The sequence below is a fragment of the Mesorhizobium sp. M5C.F.Ca.ET.164.01.1.1 genome (assembly GCF_004792125.1).
In the GTDB taxonomy this organism is placed as follows: domain Bacteria; phylum Pseudomonadota; class Alphaproteobacteria; order Rhizobiales; family Rhizobiaceae; genus Mesorhizobium; species Mesorhizobium wenxiniae.
Genome location: NZ_SRTG01000002.1, coordinates 395,283 through 419,906, shown reverse-complemented (window position 1 = coordinate 419,906; position 24,624 = coordinate 395,283). Strand labels below are relative to the sequence as shown.

Genomic DNA, 24,624 nt, shown 5'->3' with positions numbered 1-24,624 from the left:
AACGCCGTGGCTCAGTTCTGCAGGCGGGACGGTGTCGATTGATCCAGCAAGCCTCGGCTTTCGTTCGCCGTTCCAACAGCGGGATTTGCGGCCGCAGACTGTGTCACGGGTTTGTTTTGTCCTTGAGCCAATCGGTGCAGCACATCCTGGGCCGGGCCGTATAACTCGATCTGTCCATCTCGAAGCATCAGGATCCGATCGCATTTCGCAGCAAGCGACGGGCGATGCGTGATGAGCAGAACTGTTCTTTTGCCTGAACGGGCATTAAGGATCGCTCGCTCGAGGGCAGCTTCACCTTCTGCGTCCAGATTTGCGTTTGGCTCGTCGAGCACAAGAATTCTAGGGTCGCCGAAAAACGCGCGGGCTAGCCCGATGCGTTGTCTTTCGCCGCCGGAGAGCCTCACTCCCATCGGGCCGATTACCGTTGCGTAGCCGCGGGGAAGGCCGAGCAGCAATTGGTGCACCTGAGCGCGTTGTGCAGCTGCTATGATCTCCCGATCGAACGGATCAGCTTCAAAACGGGAAATATTCTGGCCGATCGTTCCGGGAAAAAGTTCCACTTCCTGCGACAGATAGCCGAGATGCTTACCGAGTTGGTCTGGCCGCCAATTCTGTATGTCAGCGCCGTCTATCCGCACGACGCCAGAGCGAGGCTGGATAGCGCCGACTATCAATCTCGCAAGCGTCGACTTGCCGGCCTGGCTGGGTCCTATGATAGCAATGCACTCGCCGGCGTTGACAGAGAAACTCAACCGCTTGATCAGTGGAAGATCGCCAGGGTCGGTATTGGGCAGGAAGTAGACAACCTGGTCGAGCGTCAGCGCTCCGACCGGCGGGGGCAGTTCCACATCGGCGTGCCTTTCGCCGAAGACCTGTTTTTGCAACGCGGTGACTCTTTTCCAGGCCTGGCCGGTTTCAGCGATTTGCCGCCAGTTGCCGACGATCTGGTCGATGGGTTGCAGTACACGCCCCGAGATGATCGAAGCCGCGAACATCATCCCCGCCGTCATTTCGTCAGCCAGGACCAGATAGGCGCCCACGGCAAGCGCGGCCAGTTGCAGCAAGATGCGGACCGTTCGTGACAGACCGCTATAGAACGCATTGTTTCGCGCGACTTTGTCTGACGCGCGCAGCGACTGTGCAAAGCGATCGCCCCAGAACTCGATGATGCTAGAGACCATCCCAAGCGCTCGCACGGTTTCGAAATTGCGCGCAAAAGTCTGTGCGGCATTCATCGTGGCGGCGAGCTTGTCGCCAGCCTCCCTGCCGCTTCGGCCTGTAACTGCCTGATTGAGCAGCGCGATGATAACCATGATGACCACACCAACAAGCGTGATCGCAAACAGTAATGGGTGAACAAAGTAGAGCAGAACCAGGAAAAGCGGTCCGAAAGGCAAATCGAAGAGGAAAAACAAGGAACGCGAGGCAACGAAAGTGCGGATTGTCGCTAAGTCGCGTAACGGTTGGACGTCGCCGAAGCCGGCTCCCGGACCATTCATCGCTGCGAGAAATGCCGCAGATCCCAATCGAGCGTCAAAGCGTGCGGCCAGCCGATTTGCATAGAGCGATCGGACTATTTCCAAAATCCCAAGGACCGCAAGTCCGGCGACCGAAAACAGCGACAGATAGATGAGCGTGTTCATGCTCGACGACGGCAGAACCCGATCGTAAATCTGTAAGAGATAAAGTGGAGGTACGAGCAGCAATACATTGACGGCAGCGGAAAACACCCCGATCTCGAACAGGCTTTTCGACAACGGCAGCCTGCCGTTCGAAGTCGACATTCCCCATCCTTCCCGAAGTAACGCTCGTCTCCCGACCATCGAATCTACATCACGATGACATCGCTCCAGAACGCTGTCTTCATCCATCTAGACGCCGGGTGTCCCGACGATACGATAATGCCGGCGGTCGATTTCCGCGTAGCGGGCGGGCTGTAGTGGGACGAACTGTCGGCGGCGCTCTGGATCATCCTAGCGAGCGGAAAGGCGATCGGGCTCGGTTTCGCCATCTACAATCCACGCCTCGACGAGGACGGCGGCGCCGGCCGTGCCCATGCTGATGCCGGGAATGTCGTGGAAACGTATCAGATGGTGTGGCGCGTATTGCTCGCGTGGTTGAGGGCGCGAAAGCCGCGAAACCTAGGCGCTAAGGCTTGAGCGTTGGTCGCGCATTCGATGAGCGTCGCGCATCCCTGCTTTCTTGCTCTCGCAACTTCGAAGCCAGATGAACTGCTAATAGATCTTGAAAGCGCCCGCATCGGCTCGCGCATCCACATCGGTGATCAGCATGTGCCCCGGCGATACCGTGATCGAGGTCGCGAGTTCGGCACGAGTAAGTGCAACTTGTGCGGTTATGCTGCTGGCCCAGAATACAGGGACCTCCCCGTCCATGATTTTGACCGCTTCGCCCCAGTCTGGAGCCATCAAGTCGGCTATTCCGATGACCGTGGGCTCTCCGACATGGATGGGAGAGCCGTGGGCATGCGGGAAGCGTGCGGTGACGGCGCGAACCCTGTCGACATCGCAATGGCTTATCGGACGCATCGAGACGACCATTTCGCCACCAAACGGTCCGACGCGACAAGTCCTGATTCTGGTTCGGAACTTTGGTGAGGCTTTGCCGCAGCCGATGCGGCGGAGTTTCACGCCCTTTTCGGCAAGTGCGGCTTCGACGGTCAGCGAACTGCCGAGCGCAAAAGCGGCAAAATCATCTCGCCAAAGGTCGATGATGTCCGTTCTCTGACGGGTCAGTTCCCCGAAGTGATAGATGTTGTACTGGGGGGCATCGGTGCGGATGTCAATGTCGCCCAGCGCCGGGATCAATGGACTGCCGGCGCGATTCACGCCGACCAATGGACAGGATTTGGGGTTGCGGATGCAAAACTGGTGGAAATCGCTGGCAAAGCTGCGGGGGACAATCACAACATTGGCCTGGAGCTTGCCGCGCGCCAGCCCCCCTGTATGCCCCTCATAGGCGCCCATTCTGACAAGCCTGCGCAGCCTATCCGCATCGACCAGTCGCAGGTCCTCGAAGATTGGTGAAGTGGTCAGGCGAGCCATGGCTTCCGAGGGGGTATGCGCGTTTCAGAGACAAGTCGGGAGGGCGTAAGATCGTTGGCGGCTCGGCTGCTTGTCAAATTGTCAGAATCTTTCCTCAACGATAAATTGTATTTATTGGCCGGCCAACGATTGCGTCATCTTACGACCGACGCTTTGCGCAGACCTTCCCGTTCTCATTGACAGCTGCGGCAGCCGATCGCTTCTATCTGTCGGGCTGCCTCATGCAGGAAGCCAAGGTCCCGGTTCATGTAGAAGAGCAGGAAAGCAGAATAGAGTACAAAGACGAGGCTAAACACCAGCGTCTTCACGATCAGCGAAAGCGCAAAAACATTGAGGTGCGGTGAGGCGCGCGCCAAGAAGGCCAGCACAATGTCGGACAAGAGCATGCTGATGATGAGCGGGAACACGAGGGTCAATGCCATCATCAGAATGCGGTTCAGCAGATCGAGGAAGATTCCGGCCGCATCCTTGCTGAACACGGGCAGAAGTTGGTCGATCGGCCACAGGCCATAGCTGTCGTAGAGGCTGGTCAAAGAAAGTTCGAGGCCGCCGGCAGCCAGGTAGATCGTGACCATGATAACGGCGAGCAAGGTGCCGGTGGCACTCGTCTCATGGGTCATCATCGGATCGATCAGCGTCCCCATCGTGGAGCCGCGCTGTAGGTCCAGGATATCGCCGGCAGCCTCGGCCGCCCAGAACGGTATGCCCATCGCCAGCCCGAGCGTTACCCCGACCACGACCTCCTTGAGCATGTACACGACGATCATCGTCGTCGCGATGTCAGTGTTCGTCAGTTTGTTCACGATCATCGGAAAGACCGGGACCGCCAGCGCCAGAGCAACGCCGTTGCGCAAAAGGCCCGAAAGCGGCACGCGAGAAAAGAGCGGCATCAGGAGCATGAACCCGGTCATGCGTGCGAGCGCGAAAGCTCCGGCCAAAAGATAGAACTGAAGCTCGTTGACCGACGCGAAGAATGGTTCGACCGGCATCTGCGTGCCTCAACGCGTGACGACGGGGAATTCGTCCAGCGCCGTTGAGGCCTGCTCCGCGATCTGCTGGCCAAGCAGCGGGCCGAAGACGATGATGACCAGCAGGATCACGACGAGCTTAATCGTCTGCGGCAGGGACTGGTCCTGAATTTGCGTCAGCGCCTGGGCAAGCCCGACAAGGATGCCGACGGCCATCGCCGCGATGATCGCCGGGCTCGACGCGAACAGTACTGTCAGAAGCGCGCTTTGGACCTTCGCCAGGATGAAGTCATTGCTCATGCAAACCTCCTAGCGGCGTCAGACGTAACTCAGGATGAGGCCGTGCATCAGCCGCGACCAGCCATCTATGGCGACGAAAAGGAACAGTTTCAGCGGGATCGAAATGAGGACCGGCGAGACCATGATCATGCCGAGCGTCATCAGGATGTTTGCAACAACGATGTCGATGATAAGGAAGGGAAGATAAAGCAGAAAGCCGATTTCAAACGCGCGCGTAAGCTCGGACGCGACAAAGGCAGGGACTAGTATCGAAAGATCGTCGTCTTTCAGATTTTGACGTGCCTGTTCCGGCCACAGGCGGTTCGTTCCGTCAAGAAAGAACTGCCGCTCTTCCGGCTGCGTGAATTTGATGAGGTGCTGCTGTAATGGTTCCCTGACCAGTTGCGCCGCCCTGGCGAGGTCGTCTGTAGTCTGGAACTGAACCTGCCCTTCCTGAAGCCGGCCCGTCATCTCGCTCAGCAATGGCGTCGTGACATAGACCGTGAGCACGAGCGCTATGCCGTAGAGGACCAAATTGGGCGGCATCTGCTGGACGCCGAGCGCATTGCGGATGAGGAACAGCACGACCGAGATTTTCAGGAATCCGGTCATGGTGACGACTGCCAGCGGCAGCAAACCGACGAAGCCGACGGCAATCAGAATCCCAAGCAGGTTGGGCGAATTGTCAAGCATTGTCGAACATGCGGGCGATCCGCACGCCCAGGCTCTCCCCAATCCGCACGATCTCGCCACGGCCTACGCGTTTGCCGTTGGCGATGATGTCGACCGTCTCCTTCGTCACATTGGCGAGCGGAACGATGGCGCCGGGCGCAAGCTGCCTTACCTCGCCGAGAGGCATTGCCGTGCGGCCGAGCTCGAAGGCAAGCGCAACCGGCAACTCGTCCAGGGTTGACTCTTCCAATGTCTGGTCGGCGTGCGGCGGTGTGTTCTGATTCATGGTCCACTCCCATTTCGATCCAGCGATTGCAGTCGGGGCGGCAAGCAGTTGCGGCCCACTGGCAGTCAGGATGGCCGGGGCATAAAGCCGCTCGGCAATGACGAATGCCGCCTCTTCCTCTTCGTCATCGAAAAGCACCACATCGTCAGGCTGCAGACTTTGAAGCTCGCCAAGGCTGATTGTAAGCGCGTTGCGCCAAAGGCAGACCGGCAACGGGAATTCGGCAGGAACCGGGGGCCTCGCTTTCCCGATCTCGTCGAGAAAGCCCCCGGCCCGCACAGCCAGGCCGACGCTATCTGTGTGCAAGGCGCAATCTATGGTTTCGTCTCTGCTGGTCAGGGCGAACGCGAACGCGCTCTTATCCAAAACGGTGTCTCTTGGTTCGATCGAGGTGATAGCGATCCTCTCGCCCAGCCTGCTCTCGATCCATTCGAGATCTTCTTCGAATATGGACTCCAGCAGCAGTGCGGCGTGAGCGGGTGCCAGTCGTTTCACGTCGACTAGCTCGTCAGCCTTGGCAAGACCGCGTTCGACAACAGAAAGCGGCAGGCGCAATTTGCCCACCGTGTCTGCGACGGTGAACGCAATAGTGCACAGCGCCTGGTCCCCAGGGTTCGGTGCCGGCCAGACGGCCGCGATAGCCATGGTTATTCCCGCGATCGTAATCTGTGCGGGAGCACGGCGGCGGTAGAAGGCGTTCAATGCCTCAACCTCCACAGCCGCAACAGATTCCAAAGTCAGCGGCTCGCCAACGCTCGAGCGCGTGCGTTTCACCGGTTCTACGCGCGCTTTCTTTTTTGCCGACGCCAAGGCCTGGGGCATCACACTTCCATATTCACGATCACGGATTGGACTATCGCTGTGTAGGTAAGCGCAGCGAACTGCCCTCGTCTTCCTCGGAAAGCTCGGCAAGTGCGAGGCGGTGACGCGCAGTGCGTTTGGTCAGGTGCTCCAGCAGCCCGTCCAGTTTCGTCACGGCCTTCATGCTCGCGCGATGATCATTGCGGGCTGCCGATAACTCCGCTTTGCGTTGTTGCTCGGTGACGCCGGCCATCTTCTCGTTTTCCCGGAGCTGCTCGGTTTGCCTGGCGGCGATCTCGAACTGTCCCTGAAGCCTATAAAGGCTGGTGGCCTTCACCGGTTGTCCAACAAGCGAACCGAAAGCTGCATCCTCGGCGTCGGCTGTGCGCTGCAGGTGTTCCCTGACCGTGGCGGCCGCTTTCTGAACCTCACCGGCGGCCCGCTGCGCAGCGGCGTATCTCCTTATGACCGCTTCGTTTGCGCGCTTTTCACCGCGGCGCCTGAGGTCGTGCAATCGTGCGATCATGTCACGATCTTTCATTGACGATCCCCCGCATGCGTTCGCGTGTCCTCTCGATGGTCTCGTGTGTAGCGGACGGCTGTCGCAGGAAGGCGTTGATGGTGTCGATCTTCGCCACCGCCTCGTCCGCCACCGCATCACTGCCCTTCTCGTATTCACCGACGCGCAGCAGCAATTCGACGTCGGCGTAGCGGGCGAGCAGCTCCCGCAAGCGGCCGGCATCCGACCGGTGCTCAGACGGCACCACGGTGTCCATGAGGCGGCTGCGGCTGCGCAGCACGTCGATGGCCGGGAAATGATTGCGCTGCGCCAGTTCGTTGGACAGAAAGACGTGACCGTCGAGAAGCGCCTGGATTTCTTCGGCAACCGGATCCAGCGTGCCATCGCCCTCCAGAAGAACGCTGTAGAGGCTTGTAATGGAGCCGACGCGGCCAGGCCCTGAGCGCTCGAGTAATCGGGGCAGAACTGCAAAAAGCGAAGACGGAAAACCGCGACGCGTCGGCGGCTCGCCTGAAGCGAGGCCAATCTCGCGCTGCGCACGGGCAAACCGCGTTATGTTGTCCATTGCCAGCAACACATGCTTGCCCTGGTCGCGAAAATATTCGGCAATGCTGGTTGCCACATAGGCGGCCTTGACGCGCTCGATCGCCGGCCGGTCGGACGTCGCGACGACGATGATTGCCCGCGCCAGCCCTTCCGGCCCGAGCTGATGCTCGATGAATTCGCGCACCTCACGTCCGCGTTCGCCGACAAGAGCAACCACGGAAACATCTGCGTCCGTGCCGCTGACGATATCCGAAAGCAGGATCGACTTGCCGACACCAGGCTCGCCGAAGATGCCGACGCGCTGCCCCCGCGCGCAGGTGAGAAGCCCATCGAGGGCGCGGATCCCGAGCTGGATAGGCTCGGAAATCAAACTGCGCTCCAGCGGAGATGGCGGATAGGCATTGACCGGATAGCTGCCGGTAATGCCACCCGGCGAAAGCGGCTTGCCATCCAATGGCTCGCCGAACGCGTTGATCACCCGACCAAGCAGGCCGGGCCCGACGGAAACCGTTTGGGTCTTTCCGGTCGCAATAACCTCCGTGAGGCTTGAAAGGCCGGTGAGATCGCCAAGCGGGACAAGGATTACCATGTCGTCCATGAGCCCGACGACTTCCGCCTTGGTCGCCGTGCCGGTCCTGGGATCGACGAGTTCGCATATCTCGCCGATCCGAACCTCCTCCACCGTCGCATGAATGACCGTGCCGGTCGCTCGCCGTACACGCCCTTTCCTGGGTCGGCTGGCATCGTCACGCAGACCGGAACGCAGGTTCGGAACGATCGATGCGAGGCGGCTCTCGATCTCGATGGCGGGACTTGTCATGTCGGCGCCTCGGCCTTTGATGAAATCGCAGCGGCAAAGGCACTGAGCTGTGCGTCGATGCTGGCGTCAATGACGGCAAAATCGGTCAAGAGGATGCAGGCGCCCCTCGCGAGCGTATCATCCGCATCAATCTCGACCGTCATGCCCAAGTCACTCTCGCGCAGGACCACGTACAGTTCGTCGCGAACTTTTTTAACGGAAGCGGGATGAAGTCGGACCTTCAGATATTTGGCGCGGCGAATTTCAGCGACCGCCTGCCTGGCCGCCTTGGCGACAAGCATGCTGACGTCGAATTCTCCCAGCACTCGCCTGACGACATCGAGGGCTAGATTGATGATTTCGGCTTCCAGCCCACCAAGATAGCGATCTACCTTGACCGCGGTCTCACTCACCAAACGCGCGGCATCCGCGTCGCCGTGCGCCTTGCCGTCTTCGTAGCCCTGCGCATATTCGGCCGCATAGGCTCGACGAGCGGCGTCACGCAACTGCTGCGCATCACGCCTGGCTTCGTCGAGAAAGGCGTGCCCATCTTGCCAGGCGCGTGCCTCAGCAGCGCGCAGGATGCGACCGTTAGGACGCCTCGGCACGCCAGTGGTCGCTTTGCCCGGTTCGACCATCTCGTCTAACTCATCGCCCGTCGAACGATCGCCGGGCCAGCTTCGGAAAATGGTTTGGCAGTCGTCTTGTCAATATGCTCATGCGGCAATAGCTTGAGGCGGACCCGCTTGCTCGTATCGCCGTGCATCGCCTGACACCAGGCGCCAAGGCAACTCAAGCCGTCGGCATAGACACGACGATGGATATCTTCCATCGGCTCCAACGGCTGCATTGGACCGGCCAGATCGCGGTTGGCGACGGCGATAGCGCAGAGATCCGCGCCGAGTGCCGCCTGCAACGCGGCCGCCTCGCGTCCATCAATGACGGCGGCCAGACTGCCGGCCCAGTAGATCGCGCCCGCGCGAAGCGCAAGTTCCTCCAACTCCTCACCCGACGACAAAGCGATCGCCCGGTCCACCTCGTCGGCGGGCTCGTCGGAAACTGCGCGAGCGAGTCCATAATGGTCGAGCAGAAGCTTCGACAATCGCTCATGCAGGCGATGCGACCGCAACATCCGCTCGCAGGCAGCCTCGCCGATCGTGCCGTCAAAGCATTGCGCCAGCCGGGACGCATCCGCATAGCCTGCAGGATTGGACATGAATGTCCGCCATTCCGGGCTGGCAGTTTGCTTCGGGCCGGTCTGGATCATGTCTTCTTCACAGGCGTTGCCGAAGCGTCGAGCGCATAGACACCGGGCCGTCGATACAACTGGACGTAAGCTAGCCGGGCAGCCAGGGCGAGTATGGCCGCCGTCATGCCGTAAAACAGCCACATCGCGGTGACGACGCTGTCCGGATGCAGCCAGAGGCCGAGGAATGTCGTGAAACCTGCCTCGCCGGTTGCGTGCTCGGGGACTGCAGCGGTCACCGGAATGAGCGTGACGGATACATTGTCATAGGTCAGCCCGGCGATGCCTTTGGCCACCAGCATCTTGACCTGCGGGATCAGCTCATTCATCGGAACGGATGCGCGATGCCGGATGAAGACGGAGGCGGACGATGGCACCAGTCGCTGTCTCAGCGGATCGTTTTCGGGCAGGACGAGATGAACGCGTGCGGAAAGCACGCCGTCGATGTCCGAAATCGTCTGCGACAGTTCCTGGCTTAGGCCATAGATCATCGTCGCCCGCTCTTCGACCGGCGAGGATACAAGCCCGTCTCGCTTGAACACGTCGCCGAGCGTCTGGAATTCCTGTTTGGGCAATCCGCTTTCGTCGAGAATCGCCATGGCTTCGGCGAAACGGTCCTTCTGTACGGAAACCGTCATTTTGCCGTCCTTGCCGGCCTCGCGTTGGGCCGGAATCCCGTGACGCATCAGCGTGGCCACGATCTCGTTGGCCTGCCGCTGGTTGAGGTTGGAATACAGCTCAACCGAGCACGCCTGGAGCACAAGCATGCCCACCACAACGAGCGCGACGCGGCACCGGACGCCGCATCGATTCAATAGTGTTGACCGCCGCGGCAAGGATAGCGTGTGCACGAACACTCCGTAGGCTTACTGTTGCTTGATCAGCGTGCTGGTGGACGACGTGACGGCCGTCACGCTGCTCGTGACCACCTCGAGATTGGCGGCTGCCCACATCACCGAAATGGATCGTTCGAGGAGTTGCTCGGCATTCTTTGCGGTGGCGTTTTCGCCTTCCTTGGCTGATGGGGCGTTCTTGCCAGCGCCATCCTGCATGGCGGCCGTTTCAGCATTCGCTGGGGCATTTGCCTGGCCAAGGGCCTTCTGGACCTGCTGCATGGTTCCTTCCAGCGACTGAACCGCAGAGCCGAACAATGCCGACGGATCCTCAAACGCCCCGCCCCCTGCCTTTTCCACCTCGGCCAGATAGTCGAACAGCTTGTGTTCGGCGACCGGTTCGGTCCTTTCCAGTTTGGAGGATTGTCCGGCCATTGCAGGACTGGCTCCTGAAGATGCCTGCGCCACCTGCTGGCCTGCCCGTGTAGCGACATCACCGCGTTCAGGCATCGTAACCTTTGCGGCATCGTGCTTTTCCTGATTGGCACCCACCATTCGGTTACCCGGCTGCGCTGCCGTGCCGGCGGTGATCTGCTGCTGCGAAGCTATGCTGGTGGTCAAGTTTGCCAGTGTAGCTTCCAGGGCTCCAATCGGCGCGATTTGCATGAACCTGCCCTCCTGCTTCCTTAGTTCGGTTTGCCGGAGGGAACATTCTGCGCCTCCGCCTGCCTTCCGCGGAAAACGCGGACCGGAACAACTTTGCCATCATCCTGCTTCGTGCTCGGCGCCGCAGGAACTCCCAGCGTTTTCCTGACAAGTTCAACGTAGGACGGCGGCCCCGATACCGAGACAACATCGTCTTGCTTGGACACCTTTATAGGAAACTTCGGGTCGATGACCCCCAGCCGCGAAAGCCGATCTTCCGCACTGGCAGCCATATTGGCATCAAGCGGGATCATTTCCGTCCGGACTTCAGCTTCGGTCGCGACGTTCATGACGATACCGTCGAAATGCCAGACCAACCCATATCGATTGCAGATCTCTTGCAGAAACTCGCGGGCCGTTCCAACCGGCATGCCGGCGCTTAAACGCCCCTTGACGAGTTTGCTGATACGCATGGGCGTCCGCATGTTGCGGCCTAGCTCGACCAGCGCGTCGGCCACCGACTGATCGACGGTGATATAGCTGTACGGGCCGGCAGGCCACCGCGGTTCGGCGGCGTTGGCCTGCGACGAGGCAAGGCCGAACGCCAGGATCGTCGAAAGACCGCAAGCAAAGAAAGCAGCCCTGGCTCCCGAGCACCGATCCGCATGGCAGGTATCGCGTCCCGTCAAAATCGGTCCTATCGCAAAGGGACGCACGAGCGATGGCCCGCGTCGCTTGTTTCATGGTTGATCCGCCGATTCACTCTATCGTGCGCATCGCAGAATTGGAAGTCCAATTGGATTGCGCACGAGCATTTGGTGCCAAACGTTGCGAACCGTCAGCAAAGCGATATGGTGCGCGCTGGAATCAGGTGATCGCCGGCTGAACGCCTGGAGGCAGAAGGGATCGTTCTTGGTGGCGGCAATCATGATCCGGCTTGCGAACTTGCCTGTTCCCGTCAGCGTTGCGGGACGCAAAGTCCTGGTCAGCCCGCGCTTTATCCGGAGATTGTGCGCATCAGTTCTGATAGCTGCCACATCGATTGCCGCCATGGCGCCAGCCCAGGCCCAATCGAATAGCGGTTATGACCCACGAAGCTGGACTTACGATCCGGCAAGAAATGTGCTGGTCTCCCCTGCCGCTCCCGACCAGACTTCGGATGGAGAAATCCGGCCCGAGTGGTCGGCAATCCCTAGGGAGATCGTACATTTCAGCGAGGCTCAACCGAAGGGATCGATCGTGATCAACACCACGGAGCGGCGGCTTTACTACATCCTGGGGAGCGGCAGGGCACTGCGATACACGGTGGGCGTTGGAAAAGAGGGATTGGAGTGGTCCGGCCGCGCCACGATTTCGAGCAAAAAGAACTGGCCAGATTGGCGGCCGCCGGCCGAAATGCGATCCAGAGAAGCATCAAAAGGCCGCTTCCTGCCCGCGCATGTCGAGGGAGGACCGAACAATCCATTGGGCGCGCGCGCATTGTATATCGGCAACACCCTTTATCGCGTCCACGGCACCAACCAGCCATGGACCGTCGGACAGGCCAACTCCTCCGGGTGCATTCGCATGACCAACGAGGATGTCATCGATCTTTATGACCGAGTGAAGATCGGTGCCCAGATCATTGTACGGCATTGATGGTTCGTCGCACCCTCCCCGAAAGCCCGCAAATGAGTGACCTGCCGTCGTGATACCTTTCAACATCAAGCAGCTCGAAACCTTTCTCCTGGTGGCCACCTTTGGAAGCTTTCGAAAGGCGGCGGAACGCCTGAACACCACGCAGCCGGCGGTGTCCACCCGAATTGCCGGTTTGGAGGAAGCGCTTGGTGCCAAGCTGTTCGAGCGGCAGAGCAGCACGGTCAGGCTGACCGCCGAGGGACAACGGCTGCTACCACCTGCCCAACGAGTTCTGCGCGTAGCGGAGCGGCTGCAACTGATGGCCAGCTCTCTTTCAGAGACTTCAGATACGACGAGGGTGTTGAGGCTTGGGGTTGCCGAAACGATCGTGCACACTTGGCTGCCGGATTTCCTCAAGGCGCTGAAAGCAAATTATCCGCTTGTCGAGACCGATATCGTCGTCGATGCAACGACGACCCTTCGCAACGAACTCATGTCGCACCGGCTCGATCTTGCGGTGCTGATGGGCCCTGTCTTGGAGTACAGCATCGAGAATATCGATATGCCGTCGTTTCCTCTTGTTTGGGTCTGCTCGCCGCAATTGGAATTGCCCAACCGACGCAAGGTGACGCTCAACGACCTGATGCAGTTTCCAATCATCAGCTACGCGCGCACCACGCGACCCTATAGCGAACTTTACCGCAAGCTCACCGGCGAATTCGAAGAAACGCCGCGCATCTTTCCGGCCAATTCGCTGGCCGCTTCCATCAAGATGACGCTCAACGGAATTGGAATAGCCTCCCTGCCTGAGGGAGTCGTCCAAGACTATATCGCAAGCGGTAAACTGCGCGTCGTCGAATGCGAATGGCACCCGTCCGACCTGCAGTTTACCGCCTCCTACTCCTCCGAACCATCCAATCCGATTGCGGAGCGGGCGGCAAAGTTGGCCGGCTGTGTTGCGCACGCATATGCTGCGAGAACCGATAAGCTTAGGCCCGCGGTTTCTCAGCCGACGAAAGTGGCCGGCAGGTAGATGCGGTCGCCTGAGAAGATCACATCCGGGCTCAGGATATGATCCATATTGAGCACCACCGTCTCCGCCACATCCGCAGAATGGGTCTTGGCGATCAGGCGAATGCTGTCGCCATTCTGGACTTCGACCCACTGGTAGCCGTCTTTCTCCAACGTTGGATTCGTGCGGCCCTCAGGATTGCTGCTGCCCTCGGGATGAGCCTCGACATGATCGCCGGAAACCCAGCCGCTATGGATGTCGCCGTCCGGCCCAAAACCTTCGACGGGTATCCAGGTCTCTCCTGACTGATCGGTCGAAGGCTTTGCGGTCTGCTCGACGAATGTCCCGGGTTGCAGAACCGTCGCTACAGTCGAATCCCCGTCAGGCTGGGCCCGCAAATTCAGACCGTCATCGGCGACCACGACAAGTTGCGGGAAATCCTCCGGCGGGGTTTGCGGCTCATCCGGGACATCCGAAGGATCATCGGGTTGCTGGGACGATGCATCGCCATCCGGTTTTTTCGGATCGGGTGGAGGAGTCGTCTTCGCGCCCTCCCAAGGCTCTGCGAGCAGGGCGTCCAGTGAGAAAAGAAGCATCCCAACGCCGAAGGTGATGCCCAGAGTCCACCGGTCCCATGCAGCCCATTTTCTGTCGGACTTTTCCGCCGCCGCGATATCAGCATCGGTTCGCGGTACTGAACGGCGATTCATCCGGTCCGTCCTTATAGCCGACGCCCAGAATTCCGCGCAGCCGAAGGTGAACATGGTGCCGGCGACTGTGGCGATCGGCGCCGGCCAGGAGTGCACCGTATAGAAGGCGCAGCCAAGCACATAGCCGGGTCCAGCCAGATATTCGGCCAGGTTTCGGATCACCGGTCTGCCGGTGAACGACTGCAGCATCGACTTCGTGCCATAGACGATGTTGCCGAGCGTGAACGTGCTGTTGACGACAAGATCCTTGCCTTGGATCATCCCGGTCGCGGCACCTGGCGCTGCGACAATGAATGTGGCTCCGCCGAGCGCGTTGAGGAATCGCCCGAACGGCTTGTGACTTGCGGTTGCGTTGGGGAAGAGCGCCTGCGCACCGAAAACGACGCCTCGCACGCCAAATGCCACCGCTCCGGCGGTGGCGGTCCAGGTTGGCGGCAGCGAACTCCACAACATGACGGAGGTGGTCGACATGCCGCCAAAGGTGGCGAGTGCCTGAGTGTTTTCCCGCGTCCTGGCATGGCTGAGGGCCAGATCAACGCTGTTGGCCTGATCCGGCGTCATCGCCTTTTTATGGGTCGCCCGATAAGTGGTCAGCTGCAGCACGGAGAGGGCGTTCGTCTGATCCCCACTCATCCACTCGAACTGCTCAAGCGTGAACTTGCGGAACTGGCCGGGGCTCATTTCCCCGAACTGTTTTGGTGTCACCGCTTCGATCTGCGGCTGGGTCAGGGCTTCGGTGTGGTGGATCGTGAAGGCACCCCAATGATCGCGGTTCAGCACCGGAATCTGCTTCTCGCTCAGCCACGGCACCTGCTTGGGATCGAGCTTCGCCACGTCCACGGAATCGACCATGGTTTCGGGGATCGCCGGAACCTGGGGCTCGGTGAGGTTCTTCAGCAATCCGGCCTCGCCCAGATCCTTGAATTGCTGTGACGTGAACTTCGCAACCTGGCCGGGCTTGAACCATGGAACTTGGCGCGCTTCCAACTTCGACACGTCAACGAGCTCGACCATGTCTCCTTTTATCACCCGCAACTGTGGTTTCGTCAGGTGAGGCGTCAAACCGGCTTTGCCGAGATCCCGGAACTGCTGGTCGGTCACATTCCGGAAGTGGCCCTCGGTCAGCCAAGGAATCTGTTTCCCGTCGAGGCCCGCGATGTTGACCTGGCCTATCTTTGCCTTCGGGATGCCGCGCAGTTGGCTCTTGGTCAGATAGGGCAGCAAGCCGGCCTGATCCATGTCGCGGAACTGCTGTTCCGTCAGCTCGGCCACCTGCTCGCGCTTAAGCCATGGAATCTGGGTCGGCTGGAAATCGCCCATGACGAGATCTGGCACCTGGTCAAGCGGGGTCGCTCTGACGCCATCTCGGGTGAGCGGTCCATTGTTCGGAGCGGATTGGCCCTTGTTTGCTGGTGCGGGATGGCGAGTTTCAGCCGGGGAGTGGGAACCAGTGGACGCGTAGTGGTCGTATCGCTCATCCGCGTACCGGCCATAAAACTCCCCGTACGTTCCGTCCGCAGCGCTCGGCTGCTTGTCCGTGAATAGCGTCGCCATTTCCTCAACGGCTTGCGATCGACCAATCTCGCCAGCCTTGAACCGGGCGAATATATCGGCCTGGGCCGAATTCCACTCGGCGCCGAGGATAGCAGCAGGCTTGCCGCTGTTAACCGCAAGCTCGTCGGCAGCAGCATATTGAACAAATGTAGCTTCGCCCTCGACGTTCAAATAGGCTGAGACCACGGCATCCTTATATGCCTGCCGATCTGGAAAATTGTCGGGATGAAGCTCGATTTTAGCGTCCGCAACGTGGGACAACTCGTGGCCGAGCATGTCGACGAATTCGGCAAGTACGATATCGCTGTCCGCATCGGCTGCGCGGAATGTCTCAGCATCGACAAAGACTACTCCCACGTCGCGGACGTATTGGGATCCAGTCGCCGTCAGATCGTCGCCGGAGTTGGCGTCGAAAATCCGGAGGTCGTGCCGCGCCGGGTTGACGATGCGTACGCCTTTCGCGTGAGCGCCGCGCAGGAGTTCCATCAGCGTCGGCGATCGGCTGAGCTGATCTGTAAGATTGGCCTTGGTGACTTCCGGCATGCCGAGGTTCTGATGGAGCATGTCGTCGAGCAGGCTCGCCGCCTCCTGGCGGTTGGCCGCGATTTCGGCCTGCGTCAGCGGCTTGGCGAATGACCGGCCCAATGACCCATCTGCTGCAAAATCCTGCCTATTCCGCACCGGCCTTGGCGCCGGACTGCGGGGAGCGATCGGGCCCTCGCCAGCCGGCGGCAAGCCGTTTGCCGGCGGCGAATTGTGCAGCTCGAGCAGCCGGTTGAGGTAGTGGGCCTGCGTGGGCGTCAGTTCGCCGCGGGCCTGCTGATCCAGCTGTTGCCGCAATGCTTTCCATGCTGGCTTGCCCATCCAGTCGGGCCGTCCGCCGGTGGTGGCGAGTTGGTCCGGATATGGCGCCACGCCCAATTCCGGGAACACATCCAACACGCGCTGACCAGCGAACTTTAAATCGCCGTGCGGCGATGCAGCAACCTCGGCGAGATAGGCGTCGAGATGCTGCAGGACGTCCGGCGTCAGCCGCCCATCCGAAATCTCCAGCGCGGAGAAAACCTTTTGCGCGCCTTCGGAGGATCCGGGGTGCGCGCGGGCGGTACGGGTATGCGGCACCAGGTCCTTCCGCACCGTGCCGAGTTCTACCGTCGTTACCGGCCATTGCCCAAAGTTCACGGCGAGACCGGCGCCGTGGTCCGTGCGATCCAGGCGGTTGAGCGGCCCGGCGCCCGTCTCGCGCGGAACGCCCTCGAAGGCAGGGCTACCGCGCCAGGGTTCCTTGCCGCCTCCGAAGGGCGGAATGACGTTGTAGTTCCGGTAGAGGAGACGATCCTCGAAACCGGGCACCTTGCCTTCGGAGCTATAGTGGCTGGCACCACCTCTCGCAGCTTCTTCCCAGAAGGAGGCTGCCCTTTGGCTCAGCGGGCCAGGCTCCCTGTGCGTATATCCCGGCCGGCCACCTTCGCCACCGAGATAGAGCAGCGTGCGTTTGACGTAGGCCCCACTCACAGAGAAGCCAAAGATGGATATGGAAACGCCAGCGGCGTTTTCTTTCTGGAACGTGTTCTTCGACAGCATCGGCGCCGATGCGACCCACTGGGCGGAGGGAGCCGCCGCATCGTCATAAGCGAAATTCGGCCGGAATCCATTGGCGAAGAGTTTATGGCCTTTTGCGTCATTGGGGTGGACGGGAAGAAGAAAGCCAGTGCCGTCCGGACCGTTGTTCTTCAGGCTGAGTTCTCCATAGACCTGCCGGCTGGGCAGCGGCACCTTAATGCCGAGCATCGATCCGCCGAGGCCAACTGTATTGGTGGCCATATCGTTCAGAACGGGTCCACCCAAGACATTGGCTTCGTGTTCCTGCAGGAACCAGGAAACGGTCGCGCGGTCGGACCGCCAGACCCCTTGTGCATCCGTGAAGAATGTCGGGACGCGCCACGAACTCGCCTTGTCGACATCCAGCAACCGCTCCAGCAGGACAGGCACCTCGCTGTTGATTTCGGTCCCGGCCTTGGGCTTGCTTGGGGGCAGCGCGTTCTCCAAGGCGCGGGCGAGCGATTGGACCGCGGGGTCCGCGGACTTCTGCTGGTTGGCGGCGTAACCGCGCATCTCTCGCCAAAGATACGGTGTCCAGGTCTCGTGGCCGGACAGAACCTTCGCATTGTAGCGGCCTTCCGGCGAAAGCTTGCCGGCGGGTTTGAACGAGGACTCCGGCTGAAGCTTCGGACCGTAGACCCACGTGCTGCCGCTGTCGGCCTCCAGGACTTGCATGAGCGCATCCTGCTGCGCGGCGGTCACGGCCTTCCCGGGCTTCGTGGCGCGCCCCTTGAAAAACGGCGAGGCGGCATTTGCCGCGGCGGCAAGGTTCGGATCGGTGGAGCCTGACGCAGCCTTGAGGTAATCGCCGACGATGCCACGGCCGGCGTCGGTCCAGCCGGCTTCTCCTGGCAGCGCCCCGGCGGTAAGGAACTGCTCGCCGCGCGGCAGCCTGCCGTCCGACGACAGGCCGAGTTGATCGATCACTTCTCCTGGCGACAGATGCGGCAGCTTGCCCTGAGCGCTGAACACCTGGAGGGTCGTCAAGCCGTTCATCGAAAGCTGGCCGACCGGCTTGGAGCCGGTGAACGGACTGTTCCGGTCGGCGTTGAGCATTTCGCCAAGCGCATGATGCTGAGCCTGCGTCATTGCCGTGCCGGACTGAGGCAAGCCCCTGCCCCCGAGTTGCACTCTGGTCATGGTCACCGCATCGCGGACGACAGGATCGCTGGAACCTTCGAGGGAATGGAGGTAGTCGCCGACGAGTTCCACCTGCTCGGGCATCCAGGTCGGCGCATCGTCGGGAAGCGCCGGCAAGGTCGCGGCCAGGGTGTCGCCGAGCGCCGAGCGATGGCTGACTTCCGGATTGTCGGCAGGATCGAACGTATGGACTTCCCGTGCCGGCGTGTTGACCCTGAGCTGGCCGTTCGGTGTGGTTATGGACCCGCGCTTGGCGCGTTCGACGGTCGGGCCGGAACTGAGGTAGCCGGCATCCGTCGCATGCTCGCCCGGCAGGACGGTGTCGCGGGTCATGCTCGCCTGTGGGCCGGCCACGATGACCTTGGCCGGGAGATATTCGCCGCCGGCCTCGACATAGATGTCCTGTCCGGCGGTGACGCCGTCCTGCGGAACCGGCCGGTGATAGATGCTGTCGACCAACTCGCCGAGCTTCGGATAGTCATAGCGGGGTTCAGTATTCAGGTAACGCGTGCCGATGCGCCGCAGGCCGGCTTTGACGGCATTGAACGTCTGCCCGAAGCTGTACGGGTTTGACGAGAAATCGTTGATGATCGGCGTGCCGTCGGGCCGAGCCGGACTGGGATGCCCGGTTTCCGTCACGGCCGGCGGCTGCGTGCGGGCGTTCGGATCGGCTGTCCAGCGGCCGTCGGCGCCGAGATAAAGCACCGGCAAGGAAGGGTCGAGCTCGACAGGAGCCGGCACCGGCTCCGGCGCGGCCGTGATCGCCTTGGGTTCGGGTATGGCGACAACCCTCTGCCCTTCCGGTAGGTTGAAATCGACGAGCATCTCGCCGGTATGGCGGTTGCCGAGAGTGTAGCGCATCAACGGGCGGGTGCCTTCCGCCCCGCGTATTTCCGTCTCGGACTGGAGCAGGAGCTCGTCCGGGGTGGCCAGCACGGCCGGGTCAGAAGGGCGTGCGCCGTCGAGGTAGCCCGTCTGCTGCGGATCCTTGCCGCTGGTGTAGACGTATTCCGCGGGATTGGGGCTTGGCATGCCGGTGAACGTCTTGGTCGCCGGGTCCCAGACGAGCCGCAAGCCGCTCTCGGCCGGGCGCGTCGTTCCGTCGCCGCGGACCGGCGGAACCACAATCGGATCGCCGTCGGCGGGGGGGCGCACATTCTGCTCACGCGCTGCCTGGGCGTCTCGGTCGCTGGCATTCTCGGGATCGCCGCGCTCGCCCGGGGCGCTCGGCCCTTCATCGTGGACGTTGATAACCGTCCCCTCGACGACGGGGTGGCTGGGATCGTGGAAGACCAGCTTGTCGGTCGGGCGATAGACGCCGTCGGGCCCCTGCTCATGCACGACCATCGACCGCGACGGCTGGCCGCCGCCTGATGGATCATCGTTGCCGCCCGTGGGTGGCGGCGGGTTCGGACCATCGGACTCGCCGGCCGGCAGCGCGCGCTGACCGGGATTTCCGGCCTCCGCCGCGTTGCGGAAACCTTCTGGGGCACCGAAGCCAGGTCCCTGCTGGCCGGACGTTTCGCCGACCACGTCGCCATCGATGATGATCTCATCTGGATCCGGCATGACCTGTTCGCCGGTGGGCCTGTAGACACCGTCGGGGCCCATCTCGTAGACGGCCCGCGGTTGCGGCCCCGAATCGGGTCCGCCAGGAAAAGTTCCGCTCCGTGTACCGCCCGTTCCAGGCATGTTGTACAACAACGAGCGGCCGCCCAGGCCTGTGCCGACAGTGCCGACGCCTATGCCCACGACTGCGTTCGCGAGCTCGAGCAGGGACATCTCGCCGCCATGCGCCGCGAGATCTTCCACCGATTTGCCGAGCAACGGAACACCGGTAACCACGGCGCCGGCATCGAGGCGCCACGCAGCGGTGGTCAGCCTGTTGCCGCCTTGCATAAACTCCGAGACCTTACCAGCATAAGAGGCCTCCTTTACGTTCACCTGGAATCTGCCGATGCCCCAGCTGGCATCCTTCATGCGGGTCATCCCGAAGCCGCCCGCGAAAGCCTGGGATCCGGACAGGCTTGTCTTTGCCAAGCCGAATGTTCGCAGGGCACCCGCGCCCACGGGCAGGAATGCGGTTACGCCGGTCGCGACATTCCAGGCCGACTGGCTGTCGAAGTCGCCGCCCTGCAGGAGGTGATCACCCTCTTTGATCAGAGCCTTGCCGCCAAGGATCGAACCGGAGCCGATCGCGATGGGAATCGCCCATTGGCCGCCCGGCACGAACGAGACGATAGTGGAGACACCGGCGACGATGCCAAGGCCGATGTCGGTAGCCTTGTCCCAGAAATCCACCTTGCGCGCGTCGGCCACTTCCAATTCGTCGAGCGAAAAACCATCCTCGCCGAGCGACATGTCGCCGCCCTTGGCCAGGACCAGATTGCCCTTGTCGCTGAAGATGCGGTTCTCGTGCTGGAATTCATCGAAGCTGCTGTAATATTTACCAGAACTGTCGACATAGCCGATTTCGTCGCCGCCGCTCTTGATCGCGAACAAAGCCGTCGTCGATTCCTTCCCGCCGTCGAGGGAGAAAACCGGCACGATCTTGACCTCGGCGTCGTCGCCGGCGCGGTCGGTGATTTCTTCGGTGACCTTTTGGACGTCTTCACTCGGCGCGTCGAGCCCGAGGGTCTGACCAACGGCAGTGCTGAGTTGGTCCGGCGTGTATGTCTCGTATTCGCCGGTGTAGCCGGCCTCGTAGAGGTTCTCGAACTGGACCTGATATCCAGCCAGCGCCTGGTCCTTGTGTTCTTCAAAATACTCGTACTTGAGTTTCGCCTCATGCTCGGCGGAACCGTATTCGAGAAGCTTGGGGTGGCTTGCGGAAAAAGCGTACCAGTCGCGCCCAGCCACCATCGCCGGCCGCACGTTTTCTTCCCAGTCCTCCAATTGGTTCTTTTCGGTCTCCGCCTGGCCTCGATCGATTTCCGCGGCCGCAACTTCGGGGTGCACCCACAGCTTCTGGCCGTCCATCTCGATCTGGACCCACTTGCCGCTGTCGCCGATTGCGCCCGGCCCCTGCTCTTCGTAGGCCGCGGCAACTTCCGGTGCGACCCACAGGTCGCGGCCATTCACCGTGATCTTCACCGCCGTCTCGCCCGGCTTGAGCGTGCCAGCGGGCGCCTCTACGGTTCCCGGCCCGTAGTCGGTGATCGCCTGGTCGCGTGCCGTCGTCGCGTCGACGAGCGCCGTCTTCGCATCTCTCAGCCCGGCATCAAGCTGATCGACCTGCACGCCGACAACCTTCGACTTGGCCGCGTCCAGCGCCGATTGCGATCCCGTGCCGTTGGGTGTGCATACCGGCGCCGACGATATGTCCTGTGTCGAGGCCAGCATCTCCTGCCACTGCTTGTTCAGTGGATCGTTACGGAAATCTTCCCTGATATCCTCGTCGTTGAGGTCGTATGTCAGGGCTGATTTATGTACGTTCGTGTCATCACCGTTCTCGTCGGTGAAGGTGTCGTTCTCATAGACGGTAACGACATAGAGCTGACCGTTCTCCTCTACTATGTCCTGCGATTTTATCTTGCCGGTAAACTCACCACGTCCATTGGTATACCCTTCCCAATCGAAATGGTGCGGGTTTCTTTCCTGCGCCTGCGCAAGCAGTTGCTGCTTGAGAGGCTCCATGGTTACGGCAAGGTCCGCCGCCTCTGCCTGTGCAACCCCATACTCCTGATATGCCTCGGCCAGGGTCACCTGATTGGCCGCGGCCCCCTGGAGCGTTTGCAGACCTTCAAGCCGCTCTTCGATGGCCGTGTATTCGGGGCTTCCAGGTTTGGCATCGGTAAGCTTCAGCTCCAGCTCGGTCGAGCTGATCATTAGGTCGATCGTGGCCTTGTTGCCGTTGGCGGTGTGTAGCGAAACGTTTGTAAAGAGCTCGGCGACCTCCGCGTGCGCGGCCTTTCCTTGTTGGTTGGTTTCCTCGGCACTGGGGCCATCCGGGCTGCTGACAGCCGTCTGGTTGGGATCGCTGAGCGTCGGCAGGTCTGCCTGTTTGTCGATCGCTTCGAGAAGTGACGTCTGGCCCTGCTCGTATTCGGCCCGGGCGGTGCTGGCGCTTTCAAGCGCGTTGTTGGCGAGGGTCAACCGGCTTTGCGCATCTGCCAGCGTGCCCTTCGGCTCGGGCGGCTTCCAATCCAGTCCATAAGGCGCCAACGCCTCGTCGAGCGTTGACTCGGCACCCTCCATGGCGTTCTTGAATTCAGAGTCCAGCGCATAGACGTCGAGCTGTGCCGCGCTCTGCGCAGCCTTTGCTTCTGCCTCACCGAAGTTCGCAATCGCCACGTTCTCGGCTGCGATCGCCTTGGCCACCTCCGGGTCGAACCATTTCCAGCTCCCGTCGACCAGCAATGGCACCCACTTCCCGCCCGAAGGAGCCGTGGGTGATGGTGGGCTCCCGTAGGGACCAACCGACGTGGGGCCACCGTCGAGAGTCGCGCCGGTTGCGTCTTGTCCCCGGCCATATAGTGCCATTGCATCGACCACGGCCTGCTGCTTTTCAAGCGCCTCCGTGGTCAGCTCTGGCGTCGCTCCGCCGAATATGCCGTCCAGCGTCGTCTTGACGACCAGATCTTCCTTGGCCTGCTCCGCGTCACTGCTGTTCGGATTGATGGAAAGCAGCAGTTCGGCCAGCGCCTGTTGTGCGGTGCCGGCCGCGATATCCGTGACGGCGCCGGTCGTATCGTTGGTCAGCGTGATCTTGCCGTCTGGCGACGTGGTCAGCGTGTAGCCGTTAAACGTCACATTGACGGTGGTCTTGGTGGCATCCTCGATCACCACCGTCTCTCCCGGATGAATAAGGTCGGGGTCGCGCGGAGAGGTGAACAGTTCCGGATTGCTCTCGGCGAGATCCTCCAGCGTCACACCATGCGCCTCGGCGATGTCGCTCAGATTGTCACCGGGTTGGACCTCGTAATCGATCGGCTCGCCGTCCCCCAGCTTCTCGACGATGGTCTCGGTGCGTCGTCCGTCCTTGTCGAAGACGATCGTCGTCTCGGTGTTGTTCTTGGGATCGACGATGGTGGTGGTCTGCTCGCCGGTCTCGGTGTTGCGCTCGGTGTGGCTGGTCCTGCCGTTGCCGTCGACCGTATCCGTCGTCTCGGTATTCCCCTCGACGGTCGTCACCGAAGTCGAACCGTGCTGGTAGTCGTTGTTGTAGGTGACCGTGTCGCCGGTCTCCGGATCGGTGACAACGATCTGCAGGGTTTCGCCTGGGTCGCCGCCCTGCGTGACCTCGAGGCCTGCCGCGTTCAACTCGGCGATCACCTGTTCGGGCGTGAGATTGCTCGCCTCGGCGATTTCTTCGAAGCTCTTGCCTTCGGCAAGCTGTTCCTGGATCGACGCCGCGCCCGAGCCGTCGGCGGTCTGCGTCTGCGCCAGGATGGTTTCCTCGCCGCCCGGACCTGTGACCGTGGTTACCGGCAACGCAGGGCCGCCGGCGGGCGTCACCGTCTCCACGGTCGACCCATTCGGCAGGTTCTTGGTGACGGTGACGGCACCGTCACCGTTCGTTTCGGTGGTTGTGGTTATACGGGTTTGGGGATTCGTCGTGCGTTCGGTGACTGAGCCGTCGCCGAGATCGTCGACGAACTTGGTCGTGATCGCGCCTGTCGCCGCGTCGACACTGGTGGTTTCCTTGCGGCCGAGATCGTCACGGATCGGCGAGGAGGTCGTCTGTCCGTCGCGACCCGTCACTTCGGTGTAGTAGCCGCCGTGGTGATAATCCTGGTTTTCGGTGATCGTGCGGCCGTTGCCGTCTTTGATCACTACCGTACGGGTGTCGCCGTTGGCATGTTCGGTCGCCGTCGCCGTCATCCTGTCGACATTCAGAGCCGCCACCACCTGCTCGGGAGACATGTTGCGCTCGTGGGCGATGTTGTCGATACTTTTGCCGCCCTCGATCGCATTGAGAATGTCATTGGCCGTGGCGACGTCCGGTGAAACACCGCCGGCGTCGGGCTCACCACTGGTCAGCAGGAGGTTTGGCGTACCGCCGAAATTCTGCGTAGTGAAGAGCGCAGGCGCGGCGGTGGTGCCGCCGTTGCCGTTTGCCGCGGTGACTGCGGCAGGCAGCTCCCGTCCTGGCTGCGCCGCCGGGGGCGTCGGCTGTGCCGTCGTCAGTTCCGCATTGACCTGCGTCAGCCGCTGGCGGGCGCTCGCGGCCGCGTCGGCCTCGCCCATCTTGTTGGCGAGCCGGATTTCATTGTGCAATTTCGTGGCTTCTGCCTGCAGCCGCGTAATCTGCTCGGCATTGGCCTTTGGGTCGACCCTGGGCGGCGGCGGGGGCTTGAGGGTGTTAATCGGGCGGATCATCAAACAACCTC

The 24,624-nt window shown here is 61.4% G+C and carries 17 protein-coding genes and 1 pseudogene; 4 read left to right on the top strand and 14 right to left on the bottom strand.

The annotated features are described in order from the left end of the window. Positions 1 to 11 precede the first annotated feature (11 nt). Complete coding sequence (locus tag EN807_RS18715; RefSeq protein WP_189522502.1) at positions 12 to 1,784, bottom strand: type I secretion system permease/ATPase; 1,773 nt, start codon at positions 1,782 to 1,784, stop codon at positions 12 to 14. A gap of 78 nt (positions 1,785 to 1,862) precedes the next feature. On the opposite strand from EN807_RS18715, the pseudogene EN807_RS37670 reads away from it, so the two are divergent. Then, positions 1,863 to 2,159, top strand: a pseudogene (locus tag EN807_RS37670) (hypothetical protein); the annotation flags it as partial. A 75-nt stretch (positions 2,160 to 2,234) separates the two neighbouring features. On the opposite strand, the gene EN807_RS18705 reads toward EN807_RS37670, so the two are convergent. The 12 genes from EN807_RS18705 to EN807_RS18650 form a co-directional block, all read right to left on the bottom strand. After that, the gene (locus EN807_RS18705; protein ID WP_135936187.1) at positions 2,235 to 3,062 is read right to left on the bottom strand and encodes a DUF1445 domain-containing protein; all 828 of its coding nucleotides are present in this window, start codon (positions 3,060 to 3,062) and stop codon (positions 2,235 to 2,237) included. Between the two features lie 173 nt (positions 3,063 to 3,235). Continuing rightward, positions 3,236 to 4,051, bottom strand: coding sequence for a type III secretion system export apparatus subunit SctT (sctT, locus tag EN807_RS18700; RefSeq protein ID WP_135936186.1), 816 nt, complete (start codon positions 4,049 to 4,051; stop codon positions 3,236 to 3,238). 9 nt (positions 4,052 to 4,060) lie between these two features. Further along, positions 4,061 to 4,330, bottom strand: a complete 270-nt coding sequence (locus tag EN807_RS18695; protein ID WP_065006905.1) for a flagellar biosynthetic protein FliQ — start codon at positions 4,328 to 4,330, stop codon at positions 4,061 to 4,063. Between the two features lie 18 nt (positions 4,331 to 4,348). After that, a complete protein-coding gene (gene sctR / locus EN807_RS18690; RefSeq protein WP_065006906.1) occupies positions 4,349 to 5,002 on the bottom strand; it encodes a type III secretion system export apparatus subunit SctR in 654 nt (217 codons plus the stop codon). Further along, a complete protein-coding gene (gene sctQ, locus EN807_RS18685) occupies positions 4,995 to 6,089 on the bottom strand; it encodes a type III secretion system cytoplasmic ring protein SctQ (RefSeq protein ID WP_135936185.1) in 1,095 nt (364 codons plus the stop codon). The genes sctR and sctQ overlap by 8 nt, the downstream gene beginning before the upstream one ends. 31 nt (positions 6,090 to 6,120) lie before the next feature. Next, positions 6,121 to 6,609 carry a hypothetical protein gene (locus tag EN807_RS18680; RefSeq protein ID WP_135936184.1) on the bottom strand — a complete coding sequence of 163 codons (489 nt, stop codon included), beginning with the start codon at positions 6,607 to 6,609 and terminating at the stop codon, positions 6,121 to 6,123. Next, positions 6,596 to 7,954: a FliI/YscN family ATPase gene (locus EN807_RS18675; RefSeq protein ID WP_135936183.1), complete on the bottom strand. Its 1,359-nt coding sequence runs from the start codon at positions 7,952 to 7,954 to the stop codon at positions 6,596 to 6,598. The genes EN807_RS18680 and EN807_RS18675 overlap by 14 nt, the downstream gene beginning before the upstream one ends. Then, positions 7,951 to 8,571: a type III secretion system stator protein SctL gene (gene sctL / locus EN807_RS18670; RefSeq protein ID WP_135936182.1), complete on the bottom strand. Its 621-nt coding sequence runs from the start codon at positions 8,569 to 8,571 to the stop codon at positions 7,951 to 7,953. The genes EN807_RS18675 and sctL overlap by 4 nt, the downstream gene beginning before the upstream one ends. A 5-nt stretch (positions 8,572 to 8,576) precedes the next feature. After that, complete coding sequence (locus tag EN807_RS18665; protein WP_189522500.1) at positions 8,577 to 9,149, bottom strand: SctK family type III secretion system sorting platform protein; 573 nt, start codon at positions 9,147 to 9,149, stop codon at positions 8,577 to 8,579. A gap of 47 nt (positions 9,150 to 9,196) precedes the next feature. Continuing rightward, complete coding sequence (gene sctJ / locus EN807_RS18660; protein WP_281405210.1) at positions 9,197 to 10,030, bottom strand: type III secretion inner membrane ring lipoprotein SctJ; 834 nt, start codon at positions 10,028 to 10,030, stop codon at positions 9,197 to 9,199. A gap of 15 nt (positions 10,031 to 10,045) precedes the next feature. Beyond that, positions 10,046 to 10,678: a hypothetical protein gene (locus EN807_RS18655; protein ID WP_135936179.1), complete on the bottom strand. Its 633-nt coding sequence runs from the start codon at positions 10,676 to 10,678 to the stop codon at positions 10,046 to 10,048. A 20-nt stretch (positions 10,679 to 10,698) separates the two neighbouring features. Further along, a complete protein-coding gene (locus tag EN807_RS18650; protein ID WP_245485966.1) occupies positions 10,699 to 11,346 on the bottom strand; it encodes a type III secretion protein in 648 nt (215 codons plus the stop codon). A 32-nt stretch (positions 11,347 to 11,378) separates the two neighbouring features. Between EN807_RS18650 and EN807_RS35575 the strand changes: the two genes are divergently transcribed. From EN807_RS35575 to EN807_RS18640, 3 genes are read left to right on the top strand one after another with little or no spacing between them, the layout of a single operon-like run. Further along, the gene (locus EN807_RS35575; protein ID WP_189522498.1) at positions 11,379 to 11,543 is read left to right on the top strand and encodes a hypothetical protein; all 165 of its coding nucleotides are present in this window, start codon (positions 11,379 to 11,381) and stop codon (positions 11,541 to 11,543) included. Positions 11,544 to 11,572: 29 nt separating this feature from the next. After that, on the top strand, positions 11,573 to 12,295 hold the full coding sequence (locus EN807_RS18645; protein ID WP_246684213.1) for a L,D-transpeptidase: 723 nt from the start codon (positions 11,573 to 11,575) through the stop codon (positions 12,293 to 12,295). A gap of 49 nt (positions 12,296 to 12,344) precedes the next feature. Further along, on the top strand, positions 12,345 to 13,307 hold the full coding sequence (locus EN807_RS18640) for a LysR family transcriptional regulator (protein ID WP_135936178.1): 963 nt from the start codon (positions 12,345 to 12,347) through the stop codon (positions 13,305 to 13,307). Here EN807_RS18640 and EN807_RS18635 read toward each other — a convergent pair. Then, positions 13,280 to 24,613, bottom strand: a complete 11,334-nt coding sequence (locus EN807_RS18635; RefSeq protein WP_135936177.1) for a LysM peptidoglycan-binding domain-containing protein — start codon at positions 24,611 to 24,613, stop codon at positions 13,280 to 13,282. The two genes, EN807_RS18640 and EN807_RS18635, sit on opposite strands and share 28 nt — an antisense overlap. Positions 24,614 to 24,624 lie beyond the last annotated feature (11 nt).